This is a genomic window from Pedobacter sp. NO84 (genome assembly GCF_059703915.1).
Genome location: NZ_AP046575.1, coordinates 1,371,763 through 1,393,016, shown reverse-complemented (window position 1 = coordinate 1,393,016; position 21,254 = coordinate 1,371,763). Strand labels below are relative to the sequence as shown.

Annotated in this window: 17 protein-coding genes; 4 read left to right on the top strand and 13 right to left on the bottom strand. The window is 36.9% G+C overall.

Translation table 11 applies throughout. The features are described 5' to 3' along the window. Positions 1–171: 171 nt before the first annotated feature. From AC6H0V_RS06075 to dnaB, 9 genes are all read right to left on the bottom strand, one after another. Entirely contained in the window at positions 172–1,245 is a 1,074-nt protein-coding gene (locus tag AC6H0V_RS06075) for an FAD-dependent oxidoreductase (RefSeq protein WP_497562823.1), read from the bottom strand. Between the two features lie 184 nt (positions 1,246–1,429). Then, a complete protein-coding gene (locus tag AC6H0V_RS06070) occupies positions 1,430–4,147 on the bottom strand; it encodes an SUMF1/EgtB/PvdO family nonheme iron enzyme (RefSeq protein WP_497562822.1) in 2,718 nt (905 codons plus the stop codon). Between the two features lie 14 nt (positions 4,148–4,161). Beyond that, positions 4,162–4,764 (bottom strand): hypothetical protein, encoded by a 603-nt coding sequence (locus tag AC6H0V_RS06065; RefSeq protein ID WP_497562821.1) that lies wholly within the window; start codon positions 4,762–4,764, stop codon positions 4,162–4,164. Positions 4,765–4,798: 34 nt separating this feature from the next. Beyond that, positions 4,799–5,767, bottom strand: a complete 969-nt coding sequence (locus AC6H0V_RS06060) for a 2-hydroxyacid dehydrogenase (RefSeq protein ID WP_497562820.1) — start codon at positions 5,765–5,767, stop codon at positions 4,799–4,801. 11 nt (positions 5,768–5,778) lie between these two features. Next, positions 5,779–6,501, bottom strand: a complete 723-nt coding sequence (locus AC6H0V_RS06055; protein ID WP_497562819.1) for an iron-containing redox enzyme family protein — start codon at positions 6,499–6,501, stop codon at positions 5,779–5,781. A 1,039-nt stretch (positions 6,502–7,540) separates the two neighbouring features. Next, positions 7,541–8,062: a hypothetical protein gene (locus AC6H0V_RS06050; protein ID WP_497562818.1), complete on the bottom strand. Its 522-nt coding sequence runs from the start codon at positions 8,060–8,062 to the stop codon at positions 7,541–7,543. A 160-nt stretch (positions 8,063–8,222) separates the two neighbouring features. After that, entirely contained in the window at positions 8,223–8,654 is a 432-nt protein-coding gene (locus tag AC6H0V_RS06045; RefSeq protein ID WP_497562817.1) for a hypothetical protein, read from the bottom strand. A gap of 666 nt (positions 8,655–9,320) precedes the next feature. Next, complete coding sequence (locus AC6H0V_RS06040) at positions 9,321–9,611, bottom strand: hypothetical protein (protein WP_497562816.1); 291 nt, start codon at positions 9,609–9,611, stop codon at positions 9,321–9,323. 491 nt (positions 9,612–10,102) lie between these two features. Beyond that, complete coding sequence (dnaB, locus tag AC6H0V_RS06035; protein ID WP_497562815.1) at positions 10,103–11,665, bottom strand: replicative DNA helicase; 1,563 nt, start codon at positions 11,663–11,665, stop codon at positions 10,103–10,105. 253 nt (positions 11,666–11,918) lie between these two features. Between dnaB and AC6H0V_RS06030 the strand changes: the two genes are divergently transcribed. Together AC6H0V_RS06030 and rlmB are read left to right on the top strand one after the other, a co-directional pair. Continuing rightward, positions 11,919–12,536 carry a transposase gene (locus AC6H0V_RS06030; protein ID WP_497562814.1) on the top strand — a complete coding sequence of 206 codons (618 nt, stop codon included), beginning with the start codon at positions 11,919–11,921 and terminating at the stop codon, positions 12,534–12,536. A gap of 196 nt (positions 12,537–12,732) precedes the next feature. Then, positions 12,733–13,497, top strand: coding sequence for a 23S rRNA (guanosine(2251)-2'-O)-methyltransferase RlmB (gene rlmB, locus AC6H0V_RS06025; protein ID WP_497562813.1), 765 nt, complete (start codon positions 12,733–12,735; stop codon positions 13,495–13,497). A gap of 99 nt (positions 13,498–13,596) precedes the next feature. Here the strand turns inward: rlmB and AC6H0V_RS06020 are convergent, their stop codons facing one another. Both AC6H0V_RS06020 and AC6H0V_RS06015 read right to left on the bottom strand, forming a co-directional pair. After that, a complete protein-coding gene (locus AC6H0V_RS06020; protein ID WP_497562812.1) occupies positions 13,597–14,688 on the bottom strand; it encodes a mannose-1-phosphate guanylyltransferase in 1,092 nt (363 codons plus the stop codon). Between the two features lie 20 nt (positions 14,689–14,708). Next, positions 14,709–15,674: a KpsF/GutQ family sugar-phosphate isomerase gene (locus AC6H0V_RS06015; RefSeq protein WP_497562811.1), complete on the bottom strand. Its 966-nt coding sequence runs from the start codon at positions 15,672–15,674 to the stop codon at positions 14,709–14,711. An 87-nt stretch (positions 15,675–15,761) separates the two neighbouring features. Here AC6H0V_RS06015 and recQ point away from each other — a divergent pair, with 87 nt between their 5' ends. Together recQ and kdsA are read left to right on the top strand one after the other, a co-directional pair. After that, positions 15,762–17,951 (top strand): DNA helicase RecQ, encoded by a 2,190-nt coding sequence (gene recQ, locus AC6H0V_RS06010; RefSeq protein WP_497563364.1) that lies wholly within the window; start codon positions 15,762–15,764, stop codon positions 17,949–17,951. 88 nt (positions 17,952–18,039) lie between these two features. After that, a complete protein-coding gene (gene kdsA / locus AC6H0V_RS06005; protein ID WP_497562810.1) occupies positions 18,040–18,849 on the top strand; it encodes a 3-deoxy-8-phosphooctulonate synthase in 810 nt (269 codons plus the stop codon). A 45-nt stretch (positions 18,850–18,894) separates the two neighbouring features. Here kdsA and AC6H0V_RS06000 read toward each other — a convergent pair whose 3' ends face one another. Further along, positions 18,895–19,314 carry a DUF6526 family protein gene (locus AC6H0V_RS06000; RefSeq protein WP_497562809.1) on the bottom strand — a complete coding sequence of 140 codons (420 nt, stop codon included), beginning with the start codon at positions 19,312–19,314 and terminating at the stop codon, positions 18,895–18,897. A gap of 7 nt (positions 19,315–19,321) precedes the next feature. Beyond that, a complete protein-coding gene (locus AC6H0V_RS05995) occupies positions 19,322–21,217 on the bottom strand; it encodes an OmpA family protein (RefSeq protein WP_497562808.1) in 1,896 nt (631 codons plus the stop codon). Positions 21,218–21,254 lie beyond the last annotated feature (37 nt).

The following is a 21,254-nucleotide window of genomic DNA, read 5'->3' as shown; positions in this document are numbered from 1 at the left end:
TGATCACCATTGAGATTTTGCAGGTTTGCAAGATGAGGGGTATACGCCCAGCATTGCACCCAACGTCACTGGGCTTGGCGAAGCTTGGTGGCTCGAGTAAAGTTACGAGAAAACTTGAACGGTCAAAGATGAACTTCCACCAAATTTTGCCAAACCCCTGTTAGTGGCAGGCTATAAGCGTGGGATAGGGTTTTTTATGTGCAGTCTTTTCACGATGTTCATTACTGCTTCTGCACATCCCCATGATAAACTAAATCCTGAACCTCCATGTCCATAATTGTGAATTACTGGAATAGAAGTAGAAATTTCGTCCAACTCCAAACGAACTCCTGAAATTCTACATGGACGAATTCCAACCACTGGCTTTATTACTTGCTCTGTAGGTAAACATTGTTTAAGCCATGGAATATAAAGTCCTGCTCGTTTCACTGTTTCGTCCCATGTCAAAGTCAATTCTAAATCTTCAAGATTTTTTTCTGCGCAACCTCCAATCAATACCTCTCCTAATCTAGGAATCATGTAGGCCATGCCTCTCGGATGGTCGTCATCACCTATATATGTTTTTGGTGAACTGTCATTACCTTTGATTACAAAGTATTGCCCTTTGTAAACTTGAAAATCTGAATCTTTAACTAATTCTCTTGCACCAAAACCCGAACAGTTAATTATTAAATCAAAGCTGTCTGCAATTTCATCTAATTTTTCAATACGTTTCTCAATTATTTTGACGCCAATAGCTAAAACTTTGCTTTCGAGCCAAGATAAATATTTCATCATATCTGCTGCTGGTGCTTGTATATGGTAGCCCCACAATACAGGTTTCTTCTTTAAAGAAAAAATTTCTTCTGATGTTAGATTAAAATTTCTATAGTCATTGAACGTTGCAATTTCATCAACAGAAAGCAACTTGAAAAGCGATGGAATGTGTGACCAAGTCGGAATTGTTGGTCGACTATTTCTAAAAAGCTCAATACCTTTTACAAGTTCAATACCTGTGTTTTTACCTATCAATGATAAATTACACAATTTTTCTAAAGTGTATTGAGCCCAACTTAAAGTTAATTCTGTTTCTGGAACTAAATACACATGCCAAATTGCAGTTGCTTTGTGAGAATCGCTTTTAACTCCAATTTTGTCCGCAATAATTGTTACATCATAATCAGGTGCTAAAACATCCGCACAAGTAAGTCCTATAACTCCACCACCTACAATAGCGATTTTTTTTTTGGGATTAACTGTTGACATATATATGATTTGAATGCTTTAAAATATATTTGTAAATGAACTTATTTTGCTTCTTCGAGGTAAATACACTTGGAGATTCATTGCAAAAAATAAAGTATTGCTGTCATCAGAAGTTGCGCAAATTTAATTGAGCAAACATCTTGATATTTTATTTTAATATTTCAAATTCTACTTCTATTTTGGATCAATATATTACGATACGAAATCCTAAATCACTGTATGCATTGTACGGTGGATCATAACTTCTAAAAGTAATTTGGGATGATTCTTCCTCTGATGAAAGCCATGAAGAACCTCTTGCAATCCTATCTTCCATTCCTGTTACTTCAATTGCTTGATTAAAACTACTTGCAGAATATTTATGGACCTTTGATGCAGTCCATTCCCATACATTTCCAACAAGGTCAGAGATGGGTAACTTTGTCTGTAAGAAATCAAAAAGCCCTACACCGCACGACCTAATATGTGCAGATAGAAAAGAAGACTCACCTTCTCTGTTAAATGCACTTTTAATTAAAGCAGAATTGAAAGGTTCTCCATCAATCCAAGCGTAGTCATTTCCATCTCCACATAATCTTGCTGCTGTTTCCCATTCTGCCTCAGTTGGTAATCTTATATTTTTTGATTTTGAAATATTATCATCCTTTTTAAGCATTTCTTCTAACCAATTACAATATGCAGTTGCCTCCCACCAATTGATTCCAACAATTGGCTGATTAGGACGATTAAAGGCAGGATCTGACCAATACATTGGAAGATTTCTTCTAATTGTCTGAACACACCTTTCATCAATTTGGGTAGCTAAAACCATGTTACCTGCTAGCTCACTAGTTAAATGTAGTCTACCAACTTTCTTGGCTTCAGTAACAAGGTGTTCTAATATTATTTCGTCACCCTGAGCCCATTTCCAACCAATTGAATCAGTCCAATATTTCTCAGTCTGATATCCATCAGCCTTTATAAACTCATTGAACTCTTTATTTGTCACTAGATAATTTCCTAAGCTATATTCATTCAATGCTCCAGATGTAATAGGGGTAGCTGGGCAATCTTCATACTTTTTACTAATACTTGTCTTATGAATTTCTGAACGGCCTACGCTATATGTTCCTGTTGGGATTTGTGTTATTCTTTTTTCAATAGGTAGTAAAAGTCTTGGGTCACCAAGAATTGAAAGTAAGTCTCCAATTCTAATTCGTTGCACAAGAGAAAGATTGTTTTTTGCAAGTAATTCACATAACTTATTACTTATATTTTCAATATGATCTTTAATGTCTTGCGTGATATCATCAGATTTTACACAACAAACTACCTCAACTAACATTTCAGCACAAGCTGTAATAGCAGCAATATTTTCTTTATAATTTGGTTGTGATAATTGATATACAAACGAACTTATAGTATAAAGCCCTTCTCCGGTTTCAGTTGATTTAAAACCTGCCCAATACCTGATTGGATTATGCCAACCACTATTCAATGCGTAGCTACTAAGTTCATTTATCCGTTTATTTAATAACCATCGGCCTGCGGCAACCTCTCTAAATACATTATGAACAAAGTCAAATTCGACTTCGTCATTACTTGAACGATTTACTAATATGCCATGTCCACGCATTAAGAAAAGATGCACTTTTGTTATGCTATTTTCAAATTCAGATTGGTCAAACTTTTTATCTAACTTACTTACCTTAAAACTTTTCTCTATAATTGCTCTTAACTCATGTTTTGTAAAACGAGTAGTCTTACTGTTAACCTCTCTATCATGGATTTGAGAACCAATTTCAACGATAGCTGATAAAATACATTCTTTAAAATCCTTAACCAATGCTACGATTTCACGTTCAAAGTGTTTATCAATAAAAAACCAATAAATAGCTCTCCAACATAGTTTACTAACGGAAGTAGGCAAATCCTTGGCATTTTGATTAACTGTTTGAAAGGCATTTAGCATGAACGGAGTTTGACATATTTTCGCTAAGTCAGAATGTTCTCGCAATACACTTAGAATCTCAATCTGTCTTGTTGAGATATTTGGAACTTCACTATGATTATTATCGAGTGTTCTTATTTTTTCGATAGCTGCACTATGCCAATTTACAACTGCTTCTTTCATTTGATCAGAAGAAAATTCAGTCATTATTCTAGTTTGAATCCTTAGCTTGCTGTTTTCATCATATCCATTATAGTCAACCCTTCTACATAATACAATATATCGTTGCACCACGTTTCCATTGGAGATAATATATGCATTGGTTTCAAGATTATTGATAAATGTTACTACTTCACTTCTGATGGCAAATCGATTTTCCGTTGTTCTATTTGAAGGACTAGAAGGTAATTCGTCAAATCCATCAAAAATTATGCAAGCACTAAGTATGTTTTTTGAAAGTTCGATTAGGACTTCTTTATCCTTTTCTAAGTTAACAAATTCTGCTGCACAAAACGCAATTTCATCTCCTATATTACCTTCAGGCTTATTGAAAATACTTAATGGTACAAATATTCCAAAATAGTCCTGTTCATTTGAAATATACTTTTTTATATAGTCGCAAGTGAGAAATCTCGATAACGTTGATTTACCACAACCTGGGTCAGCAAGAATTAGTTGGGGAACTGATTCATTTATAAATTCATTGAAAGCTACATCTTCTTGTCTGCCGTCAAATTTTTTAAAAACGGGTGGAACCCATATTAAACCTAAAGTAGTTTTTGTAACATCAATTTTGTGAACACTTCTCAAATAATCGGAAGGGTCACCAAACTCTAAAGAATCTAGTTTTTTAGTTACTGCTTGAAAGTATTTTGATAGTCCTGTTGAAATGATTCGGTTCTTTTTTTCTATAGATGGGACTTTGTTAACTTTGTATTCGTCAGGCCGTCTCTTTTTATTATCTTCTGCCATATTGCTTAAATGATTTAGGAAGCATGATTACAAATGATTTCTTTGTTAGTTACCTTTAGGAGTTCACCCTTAACTGTTCTACTCCAAAAATTACCCGATTTGGATTCAAATACAATCTTAGCATATGGCGAGTTGCTTGGTTCAATTTCATCAAAAAATGGAAGATTAAAAGGATTTTCATTTGGCAACAGAGGTTTTTTTTGAAAATTACATAAATGATTTTCTTCTCCTTCAAAACTAATTGTCCAGTTATAAATAGGAGATTTTGTGGCGTTAAGAATATTGATCGTCCATTGCCAACCTACATGCTCGTCTGTTGCTTCATCTCTGTCTTCTATTGGAATTAACCAAATAAATACGGAAGTTTCATCTTCTTCTTTTCTTCTGTCTTCACCTGCTTGGTAATTGCTTCTTACAGTAATTAGATTAGCTAAACCAATTAAGAAAGCTATTGTGGTTCCAATAGCTGAAACCGTTTGTCCCCATGTCCCAAAACTAGAATGGTCGATTACTCTGCCAAATAAAGTTAAGCCCCAAGCTTGTAACATAACCAAATAGCACAATGCTAAGAATAGCAATACGCATAGTAACCATGAGATAAGTTCACGCTTTTTCATTTTAAACTGCTAGAAGTTGGAAAGGTTAATGAAATTATTTATTGTTTACTATATACTTATCATTTCCAGTATTAATAATATTGATTATTGATTGTGTGGCCAATTTCGCCATACCGTCACGGGCTTCATGGGTAAGTGATGCAATGTGTCCAGTAACCATAAGTTTTTGAGGAATTAAACTTTTTAACTTTTCTAATTCAGCTGTTGTACCTTCATAAAATCCATCAAGTGCCGCGTATTCAATTTGCCCCGCTTCAAGTCCAGCTAATAATGCGTTTGCATCAATAATCTCAGGTCGTGCAGTATTAATAACAGTTGCTCCCTTTTTCATTTTGTTAATTTGTGCTTGCCCAATCATTCCTGTTGTCTGTTGTGTATTGGGTGTCATTAGAATTAACACATCAACTTCACTTAAAAGCTGATCAAGTGCTATATAAGTAATACTTAATCTTTTTTCTTCACTCTCTTTTCTTGTTCTTGAAAAATAACTCACCTTAGCACTAAAACCATTTCTAAGAATCTCTGCTATTCTAGTTCCGATACCACCTAAGCCAATAATACCAATATGTAAGGCTGAAATGTCGTGCTGTTTTTCTTCATGCCCAGTGTGTCCTTTTGAATTATCAATAGCATATCTATATAATTTACGGGTGCTGTTCAATAACAAACCAACTGTAAACTCTGCAACTGAGTTGCTAAGTGTTCCTGGCGTATAGGTTACTGGAATGCCTTTTTCATTTGCCCCGTCGATATCAATGAATGATTGGTACCCCATGCCAAGAAAGGCAATAACTTTTAAACCGTCTGCTGTTGAGAGTGCCTCTTTACTAGCAAACTCATCACCACCTAAAAGGTAGCCAGCAGATGTTTTTAAATATTCTTTTAATTCTGCTTCAGTCAAAAGATGGGTTGGATTTTCAACTTCAAAGCCAGCCTCTACAAGTGGTTGAAGTAAATCAACTCTAACGCTTGTACCAGTTATAAGAATTTTATTTTTTTCCATATTGTTTGATTTTATTTTCTTATTTCTTTAAGTAGTGAATCATAGTAAGAAACTCGTGCAAATACTCCATCCTTAGCGCCCCTTAAAAAGTCGTTTTTGTCAAAACCCAAAGCAGCTAATGAAGCAGCAGCATCCCCGATAAGCCGTGAATGAACTTCATCTTCTTCAATGTTAGCATGTAAAAAATCTTTATAATCTGCTTCGGGACAGGCAACATCAAAACAAGCTTCAACTGCGGAATATTCTGCCAAAAGCATTAACTCATTTCCAATCCCTAGAACCCCTAAACCATACATAGGATTTTTAGCAGAATTGGAAAGGATTTTTATAAAATCAATAATTGCCTGTGTTGGTTTGATATCCTCTGCTTTAATGTCTAATGAACGGCATAATCTCCAAATCAACCAAGGATGCGATTTACTTGCTGTTCCTTCTTTTACTTTACTGTGTTCGCCGCCAACAACTGGTATAAGTATAGAACGCACATGAACATTTTTTACATTACTAATTAATTGAAATAAAATTTGAGAAAAAGGATTTGTAACAATTGCTTCTTGACTTGTCCAAAGAATCATTGCATTACGACTATTCTTTGCGCTAGCAAAGAATGGATGATTTTCAATTTTTGCATCTCTTTCAATTTTGTTTGCTACATCAACAAACGAACGGTCAGGTTTTTCTTCGAGAGGCTCAAAGTATTCTCTCATTTTTAAGTTTGTAAAATCAATATTCATATTTCAAAAAGTTATTTTTTCAGATATCATTTTTAAAGTGAAAGACCAATTACTTAAATAAGTAATTTTATAATTTTCTGCTTTACAACATTCTCTAATATCGTTCAGGATGATCATGGTTTCTATCAGGGTATATAACTTTCATCAAGAATGCTTTCTAAAACTGCGAAACAATCTAGACAGATTGAAATTCGCGCTTTAATAGCACCTCATTCTTTTTTGATTTAAGTTAGTATGGCTTGATGGAGAGCGAGTTTTTAACTTCCAGTTTTATATTTTCTGACATAAGATAAAGAGCGTTAAGTATATATTTACATTTTATATAAATGTAAATATATTTCTCTAAAATAAAACCAAGTAGAATTACCTGATTTTATCCGTTTATCTCCGACTAATTAAAATATTATTCTAATCTTTATAATGCATAATTCGTTGGAGCAATCTAGCAACAATTTTATTTACAATATCCTAGGCGACCCAGTGTAAGTCCGGTTATCTTTCGGTTTTCCGACGACCTAGGCTTTTATTTTTCAAAAATGCATAATTCGAAAAATCAAACAGAAGGTTCTCAAAGGAAACGGAAAGTTATCCAAGAACTTCAACCTAACCAAATCTGTAAATGCGATGCTTGCGAGCCAAGAAAACCTAAACTCCCAAATGGAATGCGAAGACTCAAGATTTCCTACAAAGCAGGCTGTACAGATACAATTCCAGTAATTTTGCTACAGGGCGAGTGGATACGAAAGCTTGGGTTCAATGTTAAAGACCATGTTTTTGTTTGGGAAAAAAGAAAGGGCAACTGATTATCAACCTAGAAACGGAATAGTTATCCTAAAACTGTTGGCACAATAAAAGTGTCGACAGTTTGCATAAAAAATTGGAACGGTTTGCACCTTGAGAGGTATGCACCCAGAATTGCACGTAACGCTCAGGGGCGTGGGGAAGTTGGCGGTTATGTTTAATTCTAATGCAATAGAACAGGTTGAAAATGAATTTCCCGCCAATTTTGCAAAACCTTTGTTATGTGCAGATAGCTTGTTTAATCGTATGTCCATTCTGTTATTGCCAATATCCCTTTAAATTTATTTATATAGACAATTAAGAAGTAATAACTATAAATTTCAAATTCTGATTGTCTTATTTTTTGATCCTTAGCATTGAACCATTCTTTGTTGATTAAATAGAAATCACTTTCATCGTAATTTTTGTGGATTTCAAAGTACTTATCCAATAAATTAGAAAATCCCATTCTATCTTCGCCCCAATCAGGTTGATTTAAAAAGTCAATAAGAAATTTTGCAATGCCTGATTTTTCAAATCTTTTAAAATCGCTAGAAGATATTTCCTTTGATTTAAAAAGCGGTTTAAGGTATTGTTTTTCTTCAGGGTTCTCTTTTACTACATTTGGAAGACTATCATAATTAAAACTAGTTGAATTAAGAAAGGCATTTAAAATTTGTCCATTTGTCGCTTGATCACTTTCAAAATTAAATTCCGACAGGCAAAATCCTTGAAAATCGGCATTAACTTCTAAATGTTCTTTAAGATTGAAAATTATCATTTTAATGTTGTATTGGCACGTTATCGGTATGCACCCAGAGTTGCACATAACACCACGGCGCTTGCCGAAGTTGGTGGGCTCGCGTTAAATTTCTATACAATATAACAGGTTGAAGATAAATTTCCGCCAATTTTGTAAAACCTTTGTTATGTGCAGTTGGCTATCCCCAAAATTGCCACCATGGTTTTCCTTGTTTTTCCGCCGCGATATTTATTGTTATATCTCCTGATTCGTCAACCTCCCATATTGAAGCGTTTGCAATGTTAATTGCATTTAGATTAATGAAAGAATCTATTTTTCCTTGTAGCTGTTCCTCGTCTTCAAGCTCTCCTAATCTTGGCAATGCAAGTATTGTATCATCGTTATGTTCAATTCTTTGAATTCGATCTGCCAACAAAACCAACGTATTAGCGGAATAACTTGCTGTCGTATCCTCATTTACATCGAAATTTTCATCAAATAGAAAATAATCAGTAACTAGAATAGAAAAGAATTGTACGTCACGCTTATCAAAGTAGAATATTTCTTGTATTCGATCGGAAGAAGCTGTGAACCCAATTTTGAGCCAGTTTTCAATTTGTTTTTGTTTCATCTCGTTATTAATGGGCAATTGTTATTGGTTATTGTAGGTATGCACCCAGAATTGCACATAACGCTCCGGGGCGTGGGAAAGTTGGCGGTTATATTTAATTCTAATGCAATAGAACAGGTTGAAAATGAATTCCCGCCAATTTTGCAAAACCTTTGTTATGTGCAGCCTAACAATTCATGCCCTAGATTTTACTTGCTGATTTAGTTTTAAATATGAAAATTATTCTTTCAGCCAACAATGCATAAAACATACAATTTAAGAGCAACCCAGTAAAATAAAACAATACACCATTCTCACTAAAAAATGACCAGAGTAAGGTATGGGTGGGAAATCTCAATACTGAGAATATTTGGGAAAGCATTATAACCAGAACACTAGAACCAGCAGTTCCTTCCTCTTCTGCCCAAGCTCCAAAGAAAGACGGAATCAACAGAATTATAATAATTGTCAATGATATTATAAACGTAAATATTTTGAATTTTTTCATAGGCGTTCTTACAGGGCGTCACGAGTTGCATATAACGCCCCGGGCTTGGCGTAGCTTGGTGGGCTTGAGTTAAATTTCTATACAATATAACAAGCTAAAGTTAATTTCTCCACCAATTTTGGCAAACCGCTGTTATATGTAGTTTAATACTTATGTCCATAAAAATTTCCGCACATTAACTAATCGAATAAGCATTGCATTATCTTCTCCAATTGTTCTTTCTCTAGATCGTTAATGCTATCTAGGCAGTCCAATGTTTTTCTTGTTGTCCACCAATTGTATAGTACTTGAATTTCACGTTTGGCTTCTTTATGCAATTCGTCGTTTTCCCAATCAACATGAGAAGTAAAGGCATTTTCATTTTCAACAAAGTCTGTTAGTAATTGAAAACATGCATGTAATAAGATAATGTCTTTATCACACCATTCTGCTGTAAGAGTTTTTATTTTTAAGATTGATGGTTTTTCCATGTTGTCAGGTATGGGCCTAGTATTGCACATAACTCTTAAATAGGCGAAATTAAGAATTCCAACAAATATGGAATAAGATATTAAAAATTAAAAAGTTAGCGCACATTTTCTATTTCGTATTTTGTATTGTTTTTATGGAAGAAAATTAGAAATTTAATTGTGCTTGCAGTGTTCTGCCCATAAAATACTTCCCGTTTGAGCATATCCACTTCGACTACGCTCAGTGTGACATTATTTAAAGATTAAATTAACCCTACATCTTTCCGCTACTAAGGGCACTTGCAGCAGCAAGGAGATTGTACCATATGCACTCCTGCGGAGCTTCGTGCCTCGCAAAGACGAGCAGTTGCAAGCTCAGTATGAAATTATTTAAAGACCAAAATATCTACCTCTTCCTTTCTGGCTAAGGTACAAATAGTAGCAAGGATTAAATCCTTCTATCTTCCATTTTACATTTTCCATCTTCCCGGCCTGTCGGCAGGCAGGCATCCCTAAAAAGGCGGTTCATCCTCAAGCATATCATTCATGCTTGATGGTCTGATGATTACATTTCCTGAAGGTTTTTCGAAATTTTGAGAAGGGGCGAGGCTGCTCTCTGAAAAACTGTTTTGAGGCATAAAACTTTCTTCCAGATCGGCAAATTTTACATATTTTCCGATGAAACGTAGCGGTACAATCCCGGTTTCCCCGTTTCTGTGCTTGGCAATAATTACTTCACCCACACCCGCTAAAGATCGGCCTTGCTCATCTTCTGTTAAACCATAATATTCAGGGCGATACAAGAACAATACCATATCGGCATCCTGCTCAATTGAGCCTGACTCACGCAGATCGGATAATAAAGGCCTTTTCCCATTCGGACCAGGTCTGTTTTCAACCGCTCTACTTAATTGTGAAAGTGCCAAAACAGGAACATCCAATTCTTTGGCCACCGATTTTAATGCCCTAGAAATGCTACCAATTTCCTGCTCACGGTTTCCCCCACCACTTTGGCCTTCGCCCTTACCGTGCATTAACTGCAAGTAATCGATAATTACCATTTGAATATCGTACTGCGACTTCAATCTTCTACATTTTGCCCTAAATTCAAAAATATTTAAGGCAGGGGTATCATCAATCAGGAGAGGAGCTTCTGTTAATGTTCCTATTTTACTGTGCAGTTGTTGCCATTCCCACTCGGCCAGGTTTCCCTTTCTGATCTTTTCCTGCTCAATTTCGGTCTCCCCAGAAATTAAACGATTAACCAACTGTACAGACGACATCTCTAATGAGAAAACAACCACGGGTTTTTTAAAATCTACCGCTGCATTACGTGCACAGGTTAATACAAAAGCGGTTTTACCCATCGCCGGACGGGCAGCTATGATCACCAAATCAGATTTTTGCCATCCACCGGTTATCCGGTCTAAATCGGTAAATCCTGAAGGAACTCCGGTTAAGCCATCTGTTTTTGTACGCAATTCTTCGAGCGTAGCCAAAGATTGTTTGATAATTTCGTCCATCTTTTGCGTATCTCTTCGCAGGTTGTTCTGGGCAATATCAAACAGGTTTTTTTCTGCATGGTCTAAAAGATCAAAAATATCAGTGGTATCTTCGTAAGCATTAGTGATAATTTCGGTTGAGATCCTAATCAGTTCACGCTGAATATATTTTTGTGAAATAATCCTCGCATGGTATTCTATATTTGCCGCAGAGGCAACACGATTGGTTAAATTTGTGATGTAATAAGCCCCGCCTACAATTTCTAATGTTCCCTGCGAGCGCATTTCGGAAGTAACGGTTAAGATATCAACAGGTTTTGATTTTTGAAACAATTGCTGAATGGCTTCAAATATTTTTTTATGCGCCTCTTGGTAAAATACTTCTGGTTTTAAAATATCGATTACGGTAGATAGAGCATCCTTTTCAAGCATCAGCGCACCTAAAACAGCTTCCTCCAAATCAATAGCCTGAGGCGGTATTTTGCCCATTGTATTCATTGAAGTGCTTAAGCGTGCTTTTCTAGCCGAAGTAGAGAATTTTCCTTGTCCTTGAGAATCGTTATCCGTAATCATGAAACAAAAGTAATTAAAAGATAAGCTTTTGTTTTAATAAGTTTTACGTTGTTTGTGGATAAGTTTTTAGAGGTGGTGTGGATAAGCATAGAGCATGGGGCCTAGGACTTACAGTGACATGCCTAGGGCTATAAATACCAAACAATGAGTTAAAAAAAACAACAGCTGGATAATTATTGACGCCAAATTTTAGCCAAAACTATACTTTGACAATCTTTTGCAGATTGTCAAAGTTTTAGCGTTAAATTAGCTCATGGCCAAAGAACAGCACTATTTTACAAAATTTGAAGAAGGAAATTTCTATCACATTTATAACCGCACAATTGATAAAAAACCAATGTTCAAAAACGATGATAATTACCTTTATTTCATGAAGAAGTTTAGCCGTTACTTAAACGATGTGATTGAGGTATATACGTATTGTTTATTAGACAACCACTTTCATTTTTTAATTCGGATTTTGGAAGATTTAACAAATTATAAAATTTCGAATAGAATAGATATAAATGTTTCTGCCCATGAAATAGTTAGTAAGCAGTTTAGAATTTTTTTTCAAAGCTATGCGTTATCCTTCAATAAGCAACATAACAGATCCGGGACATTATTTCAAACTCCGTTCAAACGGGCATTAATTACTAGTGATAGTTATTTAACACAGATTATCTATTATATTCATTCTAATCCTCAAAAACACAAGCTAATTAGCGACTTCAGGAATTGGAAGTGGAGTTCTTATCATGGTATTTTAAGTGATAAGTCCAGCCATCTAAAAAGAAAGGAAGTGATAGATTGGTTTGGTAATAGAGATCAATTTATAAACTTTCATGCCAACGGTAAACTCCTATTAGATGAAAAATACACTATAGAATGAACAACGACAATCTTAACTATTGTTAAAGTTTAAGTATTTATCCTATCAACTTTGTCAATCTAAAAAAAGATTGACAAAGTGAGCCTTGTGGAAAGCATGGAGCGGAGAGCATAGGGTAGGGAGCTGGGAAATTACTATGATACAATATAGCTCTTTGCCCCATGCTCCATGCCTAATTTTTCCTACTTTTGTAACCATGGATAATTTTAGAAGACCACAGCGTGCAAAAGAGAATAACGAATTTGTTTTTGGGATTAGAGCAGTAATCGAAGCGATTAAAGCCGGAAGGGATATCGAAACCATCTATTTACAGCGTGGCCTATCTGGCGATCTTTTTACCGAATTGAAAACCTTGCTTAACGGTACATTAATTCCCCTCAGCGCGGTGCCGATAGAAAAATTAAATCGCATGTCGCAGAAAAACCATCAAGGGGTAATTGCGGTAATATCCCCAATCACTTACCAAAATATTGAAGATATAGTTCCGGCAGTTTTTGAGCGTGGAGAAACACCATTAATTTTAGTATTGGATAGTGTTACCGATGTGAGAAATATGGGCGCTATTGCTCGTACTGCCGCTTGTGTGGGAGTACATGCCATCGTTGTTCCTTTAAAAAATGCGGCTCAAATTAATGCTGATGCCATTAAAACTTCAGCAGGAGCACTCTTTAATATTCCGATTTGTAGACATGCTAACCTGCATAAAACCTGTTTGTTTCTGCAAGACAGTGGTTTACAGCTTGTAGCCTGCACAGAAAAAACAAACGATCTTATTTACACGCCCGATTATACCTTGCCAACCGCGATCATTATGGGCTCAGAGGATGAAGGGATTTCTAACGAGCTCTTAAGGGTAGCCAATTACCTGGCCAAAATTCCTATGGCAGGGAAAATAGAATCGTTAAACGTTTCTGTTTCGGCGGGGGTAATTTTGTATGAGGCAGTGCGACAGAGACAGTAGTATTGAGTAGTGAGTAGTGAGTATTGACGGGATGCATATTGCATGACTCAAACTTGCGTTCAAGTTAAACAAATCGCTCCACGCTCTTCGCTCCACGCTCTAAATATATTTATTCCCAAACTTCACCTTCACATCGGCTACTATATTTTTGATGTTCTGTTCTTCAGAACGGGGACAGATAACTAGTGTATTGTTTGATTCGACAACGATATAATTGTGTAAGCTCTGCAAAATCACCAGTTTTTTACTGGGCACATTTACCATACAATTAGACGAATCGAACATCATCACATGGTCTGCGGGCATTACAGCATTGCCTACGTAATCTTTTTCGGCCATTTCGTAAATAGATGCCCAGGTTCCTAAATCAGACCAGCCAAAATCAGCAGGCAGCACATATACATTTTCTGCTTTTTCCATAATGGCAAAATCAATCGAAATATTGATGCACTGCAGATAAGCATTCGCGATAAATTCTACTTCTTTCGGAGTGTTATAAAAAGCGTTTCCCTGTTGAAATATTTCGTGCATATCGGGAAGGTGTTTCTCAAATGCCTGATTAATTGATTTCGCCGTCCATATAAATATCCCAGCGTTCCATAAAAAATCGCCGCTCTGAATAAAAGATTGTGCGAGCTCTAAGTTTGGTTTTTCGGTAAAAGTTTTAACCTTATGGATTTGTGGGTCTGAACTGAGTGTTTCTTCCGCATATTGAATATAACCATACCCCGTATCAGGCCTGTTTGGTTTAATACCCAAGGTAACCAAGCACTTGTTTTTAGCTGCAGCCTCCATAGACTGTTCTATAGCCTGGATAAATCCATTCTGATTAGCAATAGTATGATCAGAAGGAGCCACAACAATTACCGCGTTAGGATTTAATTTAGCAATTTTCGTAGACGCATAAGCGATGCAGGGAGCGGTATTACGCATAATGGGTTCTGCCAAAATCTGGTTAGAACCGATGTTAGGGAGCTGTTGCTTAACTAGATCAACATAAATATCATTGGTAACGATGAAAATATTTTCTGATGGACAGATTTGTAAAAACCGCTCGTAAGTACTTTGGATAAGTGTTTTGCCAACCCCAAAAAAGTCGATAAACTGTTTTGGAAATGAGGTTCTGCTCACTGGCCAAAACCTACTTCCGACGCCACCAGCCATTATTACTGCATAGTTATTTTTATTCATGTGTAGTTAAGATAATTAGTTTAGATAATACCTTCTTGCAATAGATCGTGTAGATGGACCATTCCATAATAGGCCTCGCCATTGGTTACTAAAAGCTGCGTAATGTTGTTCTCCTTAATTATTTCCAAAGCTAATAATGCCAGCTCATCTTTATCAATCTTTTTCGGATGGACATTCATGATATCTTTGGCCTTAATATTTTCGATGTTCGTATTTCTTTCGAGCATACGCCTAATATCGCCATCCGTAATTATGCCTTCAACTTTACTATCGGCAATAACAACAACCGCCCCCAAACGGTTTTTACTAATTGCAACGATCACATCTTTAACCGAAGCACTAGGGGCGATACTTGGTTTTTCGTTCTTTATGGCCAGATCTCCTGTTTTGAGGTATAAACGTTTACCCAATGATCCACCCGGATGATACCGGGCAAAATCTTGCGTATTAAATTCCCTGCTTTCCAATAGGCATATGGCCAAGGCGTCGCCCATGGCCAATTGTGCTGTTGTACTTGTAGTTGGCGCCAAATTATGCGGACAAGCTTCTTTATCAACACTGGTATTTAAGGTATAATCAGCCTGTTTTGCCAAATCAGAATCCATAGCGCCCAACATTCCGATCAAGGCGTTGCCGGATTGTTTTAATAATGGAGCCAAAAGCTTTATTTCTGGGGTATTGCCGCTTTTAGAAAGGCACATCACAATATCATCTCGTTGTATCATTCCCAGATCGCCATGAACAGCATCAGCAGCATGCATAAATATAGCCGGGGTACCGGTCGAATTAAATGTTGCCACAATTTTTTGGGCTATAATGGCACTTTTTCCAATCCCCGTTACGATAACTCTTCCCTTACATGCTAAAATTACATGTACAATATTCACAAAATCGTCGTTAATATGCTGTATGAGGTTGTTAATAGCTTCAGATTCGAGCTTCAACGTAGCAACAGCAGTTTCGATAATAGATTTTTTACTTTTCAAAGAGAATTTATTAGTATATTAATGCTTTAATTACTGCAAAATTATGTTATTTTGAACAATAATAGCACAGAATATTTGATACAAAAAATGGACGTGAAAAAGTCGTTATTTGATAATTTACAAACTTTCTTCGGTTTTGATAATTTTAAGGGTGATCAAGAACCGATTATTACCAATATTTTAGAAGGAAAAAACACATTCGTAATTATGCCAACTGGTGGCGGTAAGTCTATTTGCTACCAATTGCCGGCTTTAATGAGTGAAGGTACAGCAATTGTAATTTCTCCATTAATTGCCCTAATGAAAAATCAGGTTGATCAGTTACGTGCTTTTGGAGGTAGTGATAGCATCGCACACTTCTTAAATTCATCACTCAATAAAACCGAAATTACCCAGGTTAAAAACGATCTGTTAAACGGGCAGACCAAACTTTTATACGTTGCTCCAGAATCACTTGCAAAACAGGAAAACATCGAGTTTCTACGCCTACTAAAAATTTCTTTTGTTGCCGTAGACGAAGCACATTGTATCTCTGAATGGGGGCACGATTTTAGGCCAGAATACCGCAAAATTAGACAGGTAATTAGTGGGCTGGGCGAAGAAATTCCGATTATTGCACTAACCGCTACTGCCACTCCCAAAGTTCAGCAAGATATTGTTAAGAACTTGCAGATGACCGATGCCACTCTGTTCAAATCTTCGTTTAACAGGCCTAATCTTTTCTATGAAATCCGCCCTAAAAGGGATGTGATCAAAGAAATTATTCGCTACATTAAATACAATACGGGAAAATCAGGCATTATTTATTGCCTAAGCCGTAAAAAAGTAGAAGAAGTAGCAGAAGCCCTAAACCTAAACGGAATTAAAGCACTCCCTTATCACGCGGGGCTGGAACCGAAAGTGCGGGCCGAAACACAAGATAAGTTTCTGATGGAAGATGCTGAGGTGATTGTTGCCACTATTGCCTTTGGAATGGGAATTGATAAGCCAGATGTTCGTTTTGTAATCCACCATGATATACCAAAAAGCATGGAAGGCTATTATCAGGAAACGGGTAGGGCCGGTAGGGATGGAGGCGAAGGGGTTTGCTTGGCATTTTATGCACAGAAAGATGTAGATAAACTGGCCAAGTTTATGAAAGATAAACCTGTAGCAGAACGAGAAATAGGTACTCAAATCTTAAAAGAAGTAATAGATTATGCCGAATCAGGCGTATGCCGAAGAAAGCAGATCTTACATTATTTCGGCGAAAACTTTAACGAAACAGGTTGCAATTGCATGTGCGATAATTGCAAAAAGCCAAAACAGCTTTTTGAAGCAGAGGAGAATTTGTTAACCTTCCTGAAACTAATTCAATCTACCGGTGAGAAATTTGATGATGCCCATTTGCTTAATATATTTATGGGCAGTGAAACGGCACAAACTATTGCTTACGAACAACATACCTTACCAGAGTATGGACTAGGAAAGGTGGATGGAGAAATTCTCTGGAAATCATTGATTAGGCAAGCCGTACTTAATAATTTTGTTTCTAAGGATATCGATAACTACGGTCTTTTGCGTTTAACGAAAGCCGGAAAAGAGTTTATTGAAAATCCATACAGCATTAAATTTATTCTTAACGAATTAATAGAAAGCGCAGCTGATGATGATGAAGACGACGTAAAACACGGTACAGGAGCATTGGATACACAGTTGTTACAGTTGCTAAAAGATCTCCGCAGAAAGATTGCCAAGCAGAAAAGTGTGCCTCCATTTGTGGTATTTCAAGATCCATCATTAGAAGAAATGTGTACGCATTATCCTATAGCTATGGATGAGTTGAAACAGATTTCTGGGGTGGGTAACGGAAAGGCACTAAAATTCGGCGGACCATTTATAGAACTCATCAAGAAATATGTGGCCGACAATGATATCGAACGGCCAATTGACCTGGTAATCAAAACCCAAGCAAATAAATCTGCGTTAAAGGTGTCGATTATCCAAAATATCGACAGGCAGATTGGACTAGAAGATATTGCCCGTTCAAAAGGGATTACCTATTTCGATATACTTAAAGAAGTAGAAGCGATCGTTAATTCTGGCACCAAGCTCAATCTATCCTATTTTGTGGATGAACTAATTGATGAGGATAGGCAGGACGAAGTATTCGATTATTTTAGAGCGGCTGATAATGATTCGATTGATGAAGCACTTAGCGACCTCGGCGAAAGTGATTATACACGCGAAGAAATCCAACTGATGAGAATTAAGTTCATGAGTGAACTAGGAAATTGAACGCAATGTAAGATGTAAGATGTATGATGGAAAAGGTGAAAACCCAACACTCCATCTCCCTTCCATCTTCCATTTTACATAATAACGAATGTTTGAAATAGATAAACTTAAGCATACCCAATCCAATAACTTCTTTTTAATGGCTGGTCCCTGTGCAATAGAAAGCGAAGAAATGGCGCTTAAAATAGCTGAAAAAATTGTAGAACTTACGGATAAGCTAAGGATACCCTTTATTTTTAAAGGTTCATACCGAAAAGCGAACAGAAGTAAAGGCAGTTCTTTTACAGGTATTGGTGATGAAAAAGCACTAAAGATTCTCGAAAAAATAGGCCATACATTTGATGTGCCCACGGTAACCGATATCCACGAAAGTGGAGAGGCAGCAATGGCCGCTGCTTACGTAGATGTTCTCCAGATTCCCGCCTTTTTATGCCGACAGACGGATCTGCTTATTGCAGCAGCTCAAACCGGTAAAGTGGTTAACGTTAAGAAAGGGCAATTCCTTTCAGCAGGGTCTATGAAGTTTGCGGTAGATAAAATTATCGATTCGGGAAATAATAGAGTTATTTTAACTGATAGGGGCAATACGTTTGGTTATCAAGATCTTATTGTTGATTACCGGGGCATTCCCGAAATGAGAAGTTTCGGGGTTCCCGTAGTAATGGATTGTACCCACTCTTTGCAACAGCCCAACCAAACTAGCGGCGTAACGGGTGGCAAGCCCGAACTAATTGCTACAATAGCAAAAGCTGCAATTGCCGTGGGGGCTGATGGCTTGTTTATTGAAACACATCCTGATCCGGCCAATGCAAAATCAGACGGAGCAAACATGTTAAATTTGGCTTTATTGGAAGATTTGCTGGTGAAATTAGTAAGAGTACGGGAAGCTATAATTTGAACCACTCATCGGATGACTACAACTCATCCGATGAGTAAACCCAAATCAAATCCGATGATAATCTCCCCGCCAATTTTTAATTGCCTGTTTAATTTCCTTTGACGAAAGGTTTTCTTTCACTGTTCTTTCAACCAAAGCTACCAGCTCTTCATCGCTTGCAAATCTCAATGCCAAAATCTGGCCTAAACCTAAATTAGCAGGGAGCATTTTTTGGGTTAAAATGTAATAACGTAATCTTTCATCGGCCCTTGCCGCGCGATCCTGGTTTCTTAAACCGAACCAACGAGAGAACATGGCTACAGTGCAGATCAGTGCAAAGGCCAAGACCAATAGGCCATTTACCGAATCGGGCCAATGGTAAAAATTATAAAGGGCATAACCTTCTCCCAATACCATTAAAGGAATGGCAATAAAATGATAGGGTAGGTTAAACCGGACGTGATTCTGATAGTTTTGAGGTGTCATATATGGGTTAAATTTTTGTTACTATAAATTCTGTTCTTCTGTTTTGTTTTCTGCCTTCTTCGGTAGCATTATCGGCTCTTGGTTTGCTATCTCCATAACCTCTATAACTTAGTCTAGTTGATGCTATACCCTGGTTGACCAAGAAATCATAAACCGATTTCGCCCTATTTTCAGAAAGTTTTGCGTTTAATTTAAGGTCGCCCACGTTATCCGTGTATCCCTGGATCTCGATCTGAAGGTTGGGATTATTTTTAAGCAGATCCATTAAAATGTTTAATTCGGCCATAGATGGGGGCAATAGTTCGTATTTGTTGGTGTCGAAAAATATATTTTGAAGGGTCACATAACTGCCTACTTTAATTTTATCCAATAAAATCTCCAATTCATAAGGTTTATTGGTTTTGTTTTCTTTTAACGCAAAGTGTTGAGAGTTGAATAGATACCCATCAGCATCAACATTCACGTAATAATCGCTTCCCAATGGCATTACAGCTAGAAAATCACCAGTTTCAATAGAGGTAAAATCGTTAAAAATGGCGTTATTGGTCTTCAAATCTATAATTAAAACATTAGCTTGTAAAAGGGCTTTGGTTTCTCGATCCTTAACCACGCCCTTGATATACGTAACCGGCAGTGGCTTGGCTTTTTCTGGCAACTTAAAATGGTAAATATCCAGTTCGCCGAATCCTCCGCCCTGAATGTTAGAGGAGAACAGGCCCTCTGTACCATCTGCGCTTACTGTTAGCCCTATTTCTTCGTTAAAAGTATTAATTGGATAGCCGAGATTTATGGGTATCGAAAACTGTCCATCATCGCCTATGCGTGAAAAGAAAATATCTTTATCGCCAAAACCTGGCCAGCCATTAGACGAAAAGTAGAGCGTCTTACCATCTGCGTGGATAAATGGGGTGCTTTCATCAAATGGGGTGTTAACATTCGGCCCCAGGTTTACAGGGTCTGTCCAGCGGCCTTCGTCTGTTAACATGCTTTTCCAAATGTCGTATCCGCCGATCCCACCTGGCCTATTGCTCAGAAAATACAGTGTACTTCCATCCGGACTGATAGAAGGTTGCGATTCCCAATATTCAGAATTGATGGTTCTACCTAAATTTAGGGCTTTACCCCAGTCGTTGCCTTCTTTTTTTGAAACATAAATATCACATCGGCCCATGCCATCAGGGCGATTACAGCCCGTGAAAAATAAATATTTCCCATCTGGGGAGATGGATTGGGCACCTTCATTATATTGAGGTGTATTAATCGCAGGACTTAATGGTTTTGCCCTTAGCCAATCAGTAGCACCTTTTTTGGAGATATAAAAATCTTCATTACCGTTTACAACTCGGGTAAAAATAATAGTTTCACCATCGGCAGTTAACGTAGGAAAATACTCTTTATTTGCACTATTGATATAAAACCCCATGTTGATGGGTTCATATTTGCTAGGTGATTTTATAGCGGTAATGGCAAAATCACAATCCAGCAGATATTTTTTCGTTTTTTTAATAAACTCCTGATCGGTTCCTATGTACTTTTGTTGGAATACCAAGAAGTTAGTTTTGGCATTCGTATAATCACCAGATAAAAGTTCACTTTCAGCTAATACATAATAAATTCGGGTTTCTACATTAGGTGCAGCATTGACCGCCTTTTGATAATTGCTCTTTGCCCTCGGATAATCTTTCAATCTTCTATACACATCACCCAGCTGGATATAGGCCAGCTGGAATTTTGGATCCGCTTTCACGGCTTCATCCAAAAATTTAATGCCCTCATCATAGATGTTCTGCCGTAAATATTGTTGTGCATCCTCAAAACTTTCCTGTGCTTTTTTTACAGTTGAATTTTGGGCACTAACAGATAAAGCAAAGAAGCAAAGAAAGAAGAATAAGTAGTTGTTCATGAGCCATTCTGGTAATAGCTAATGTACTGAAATTATT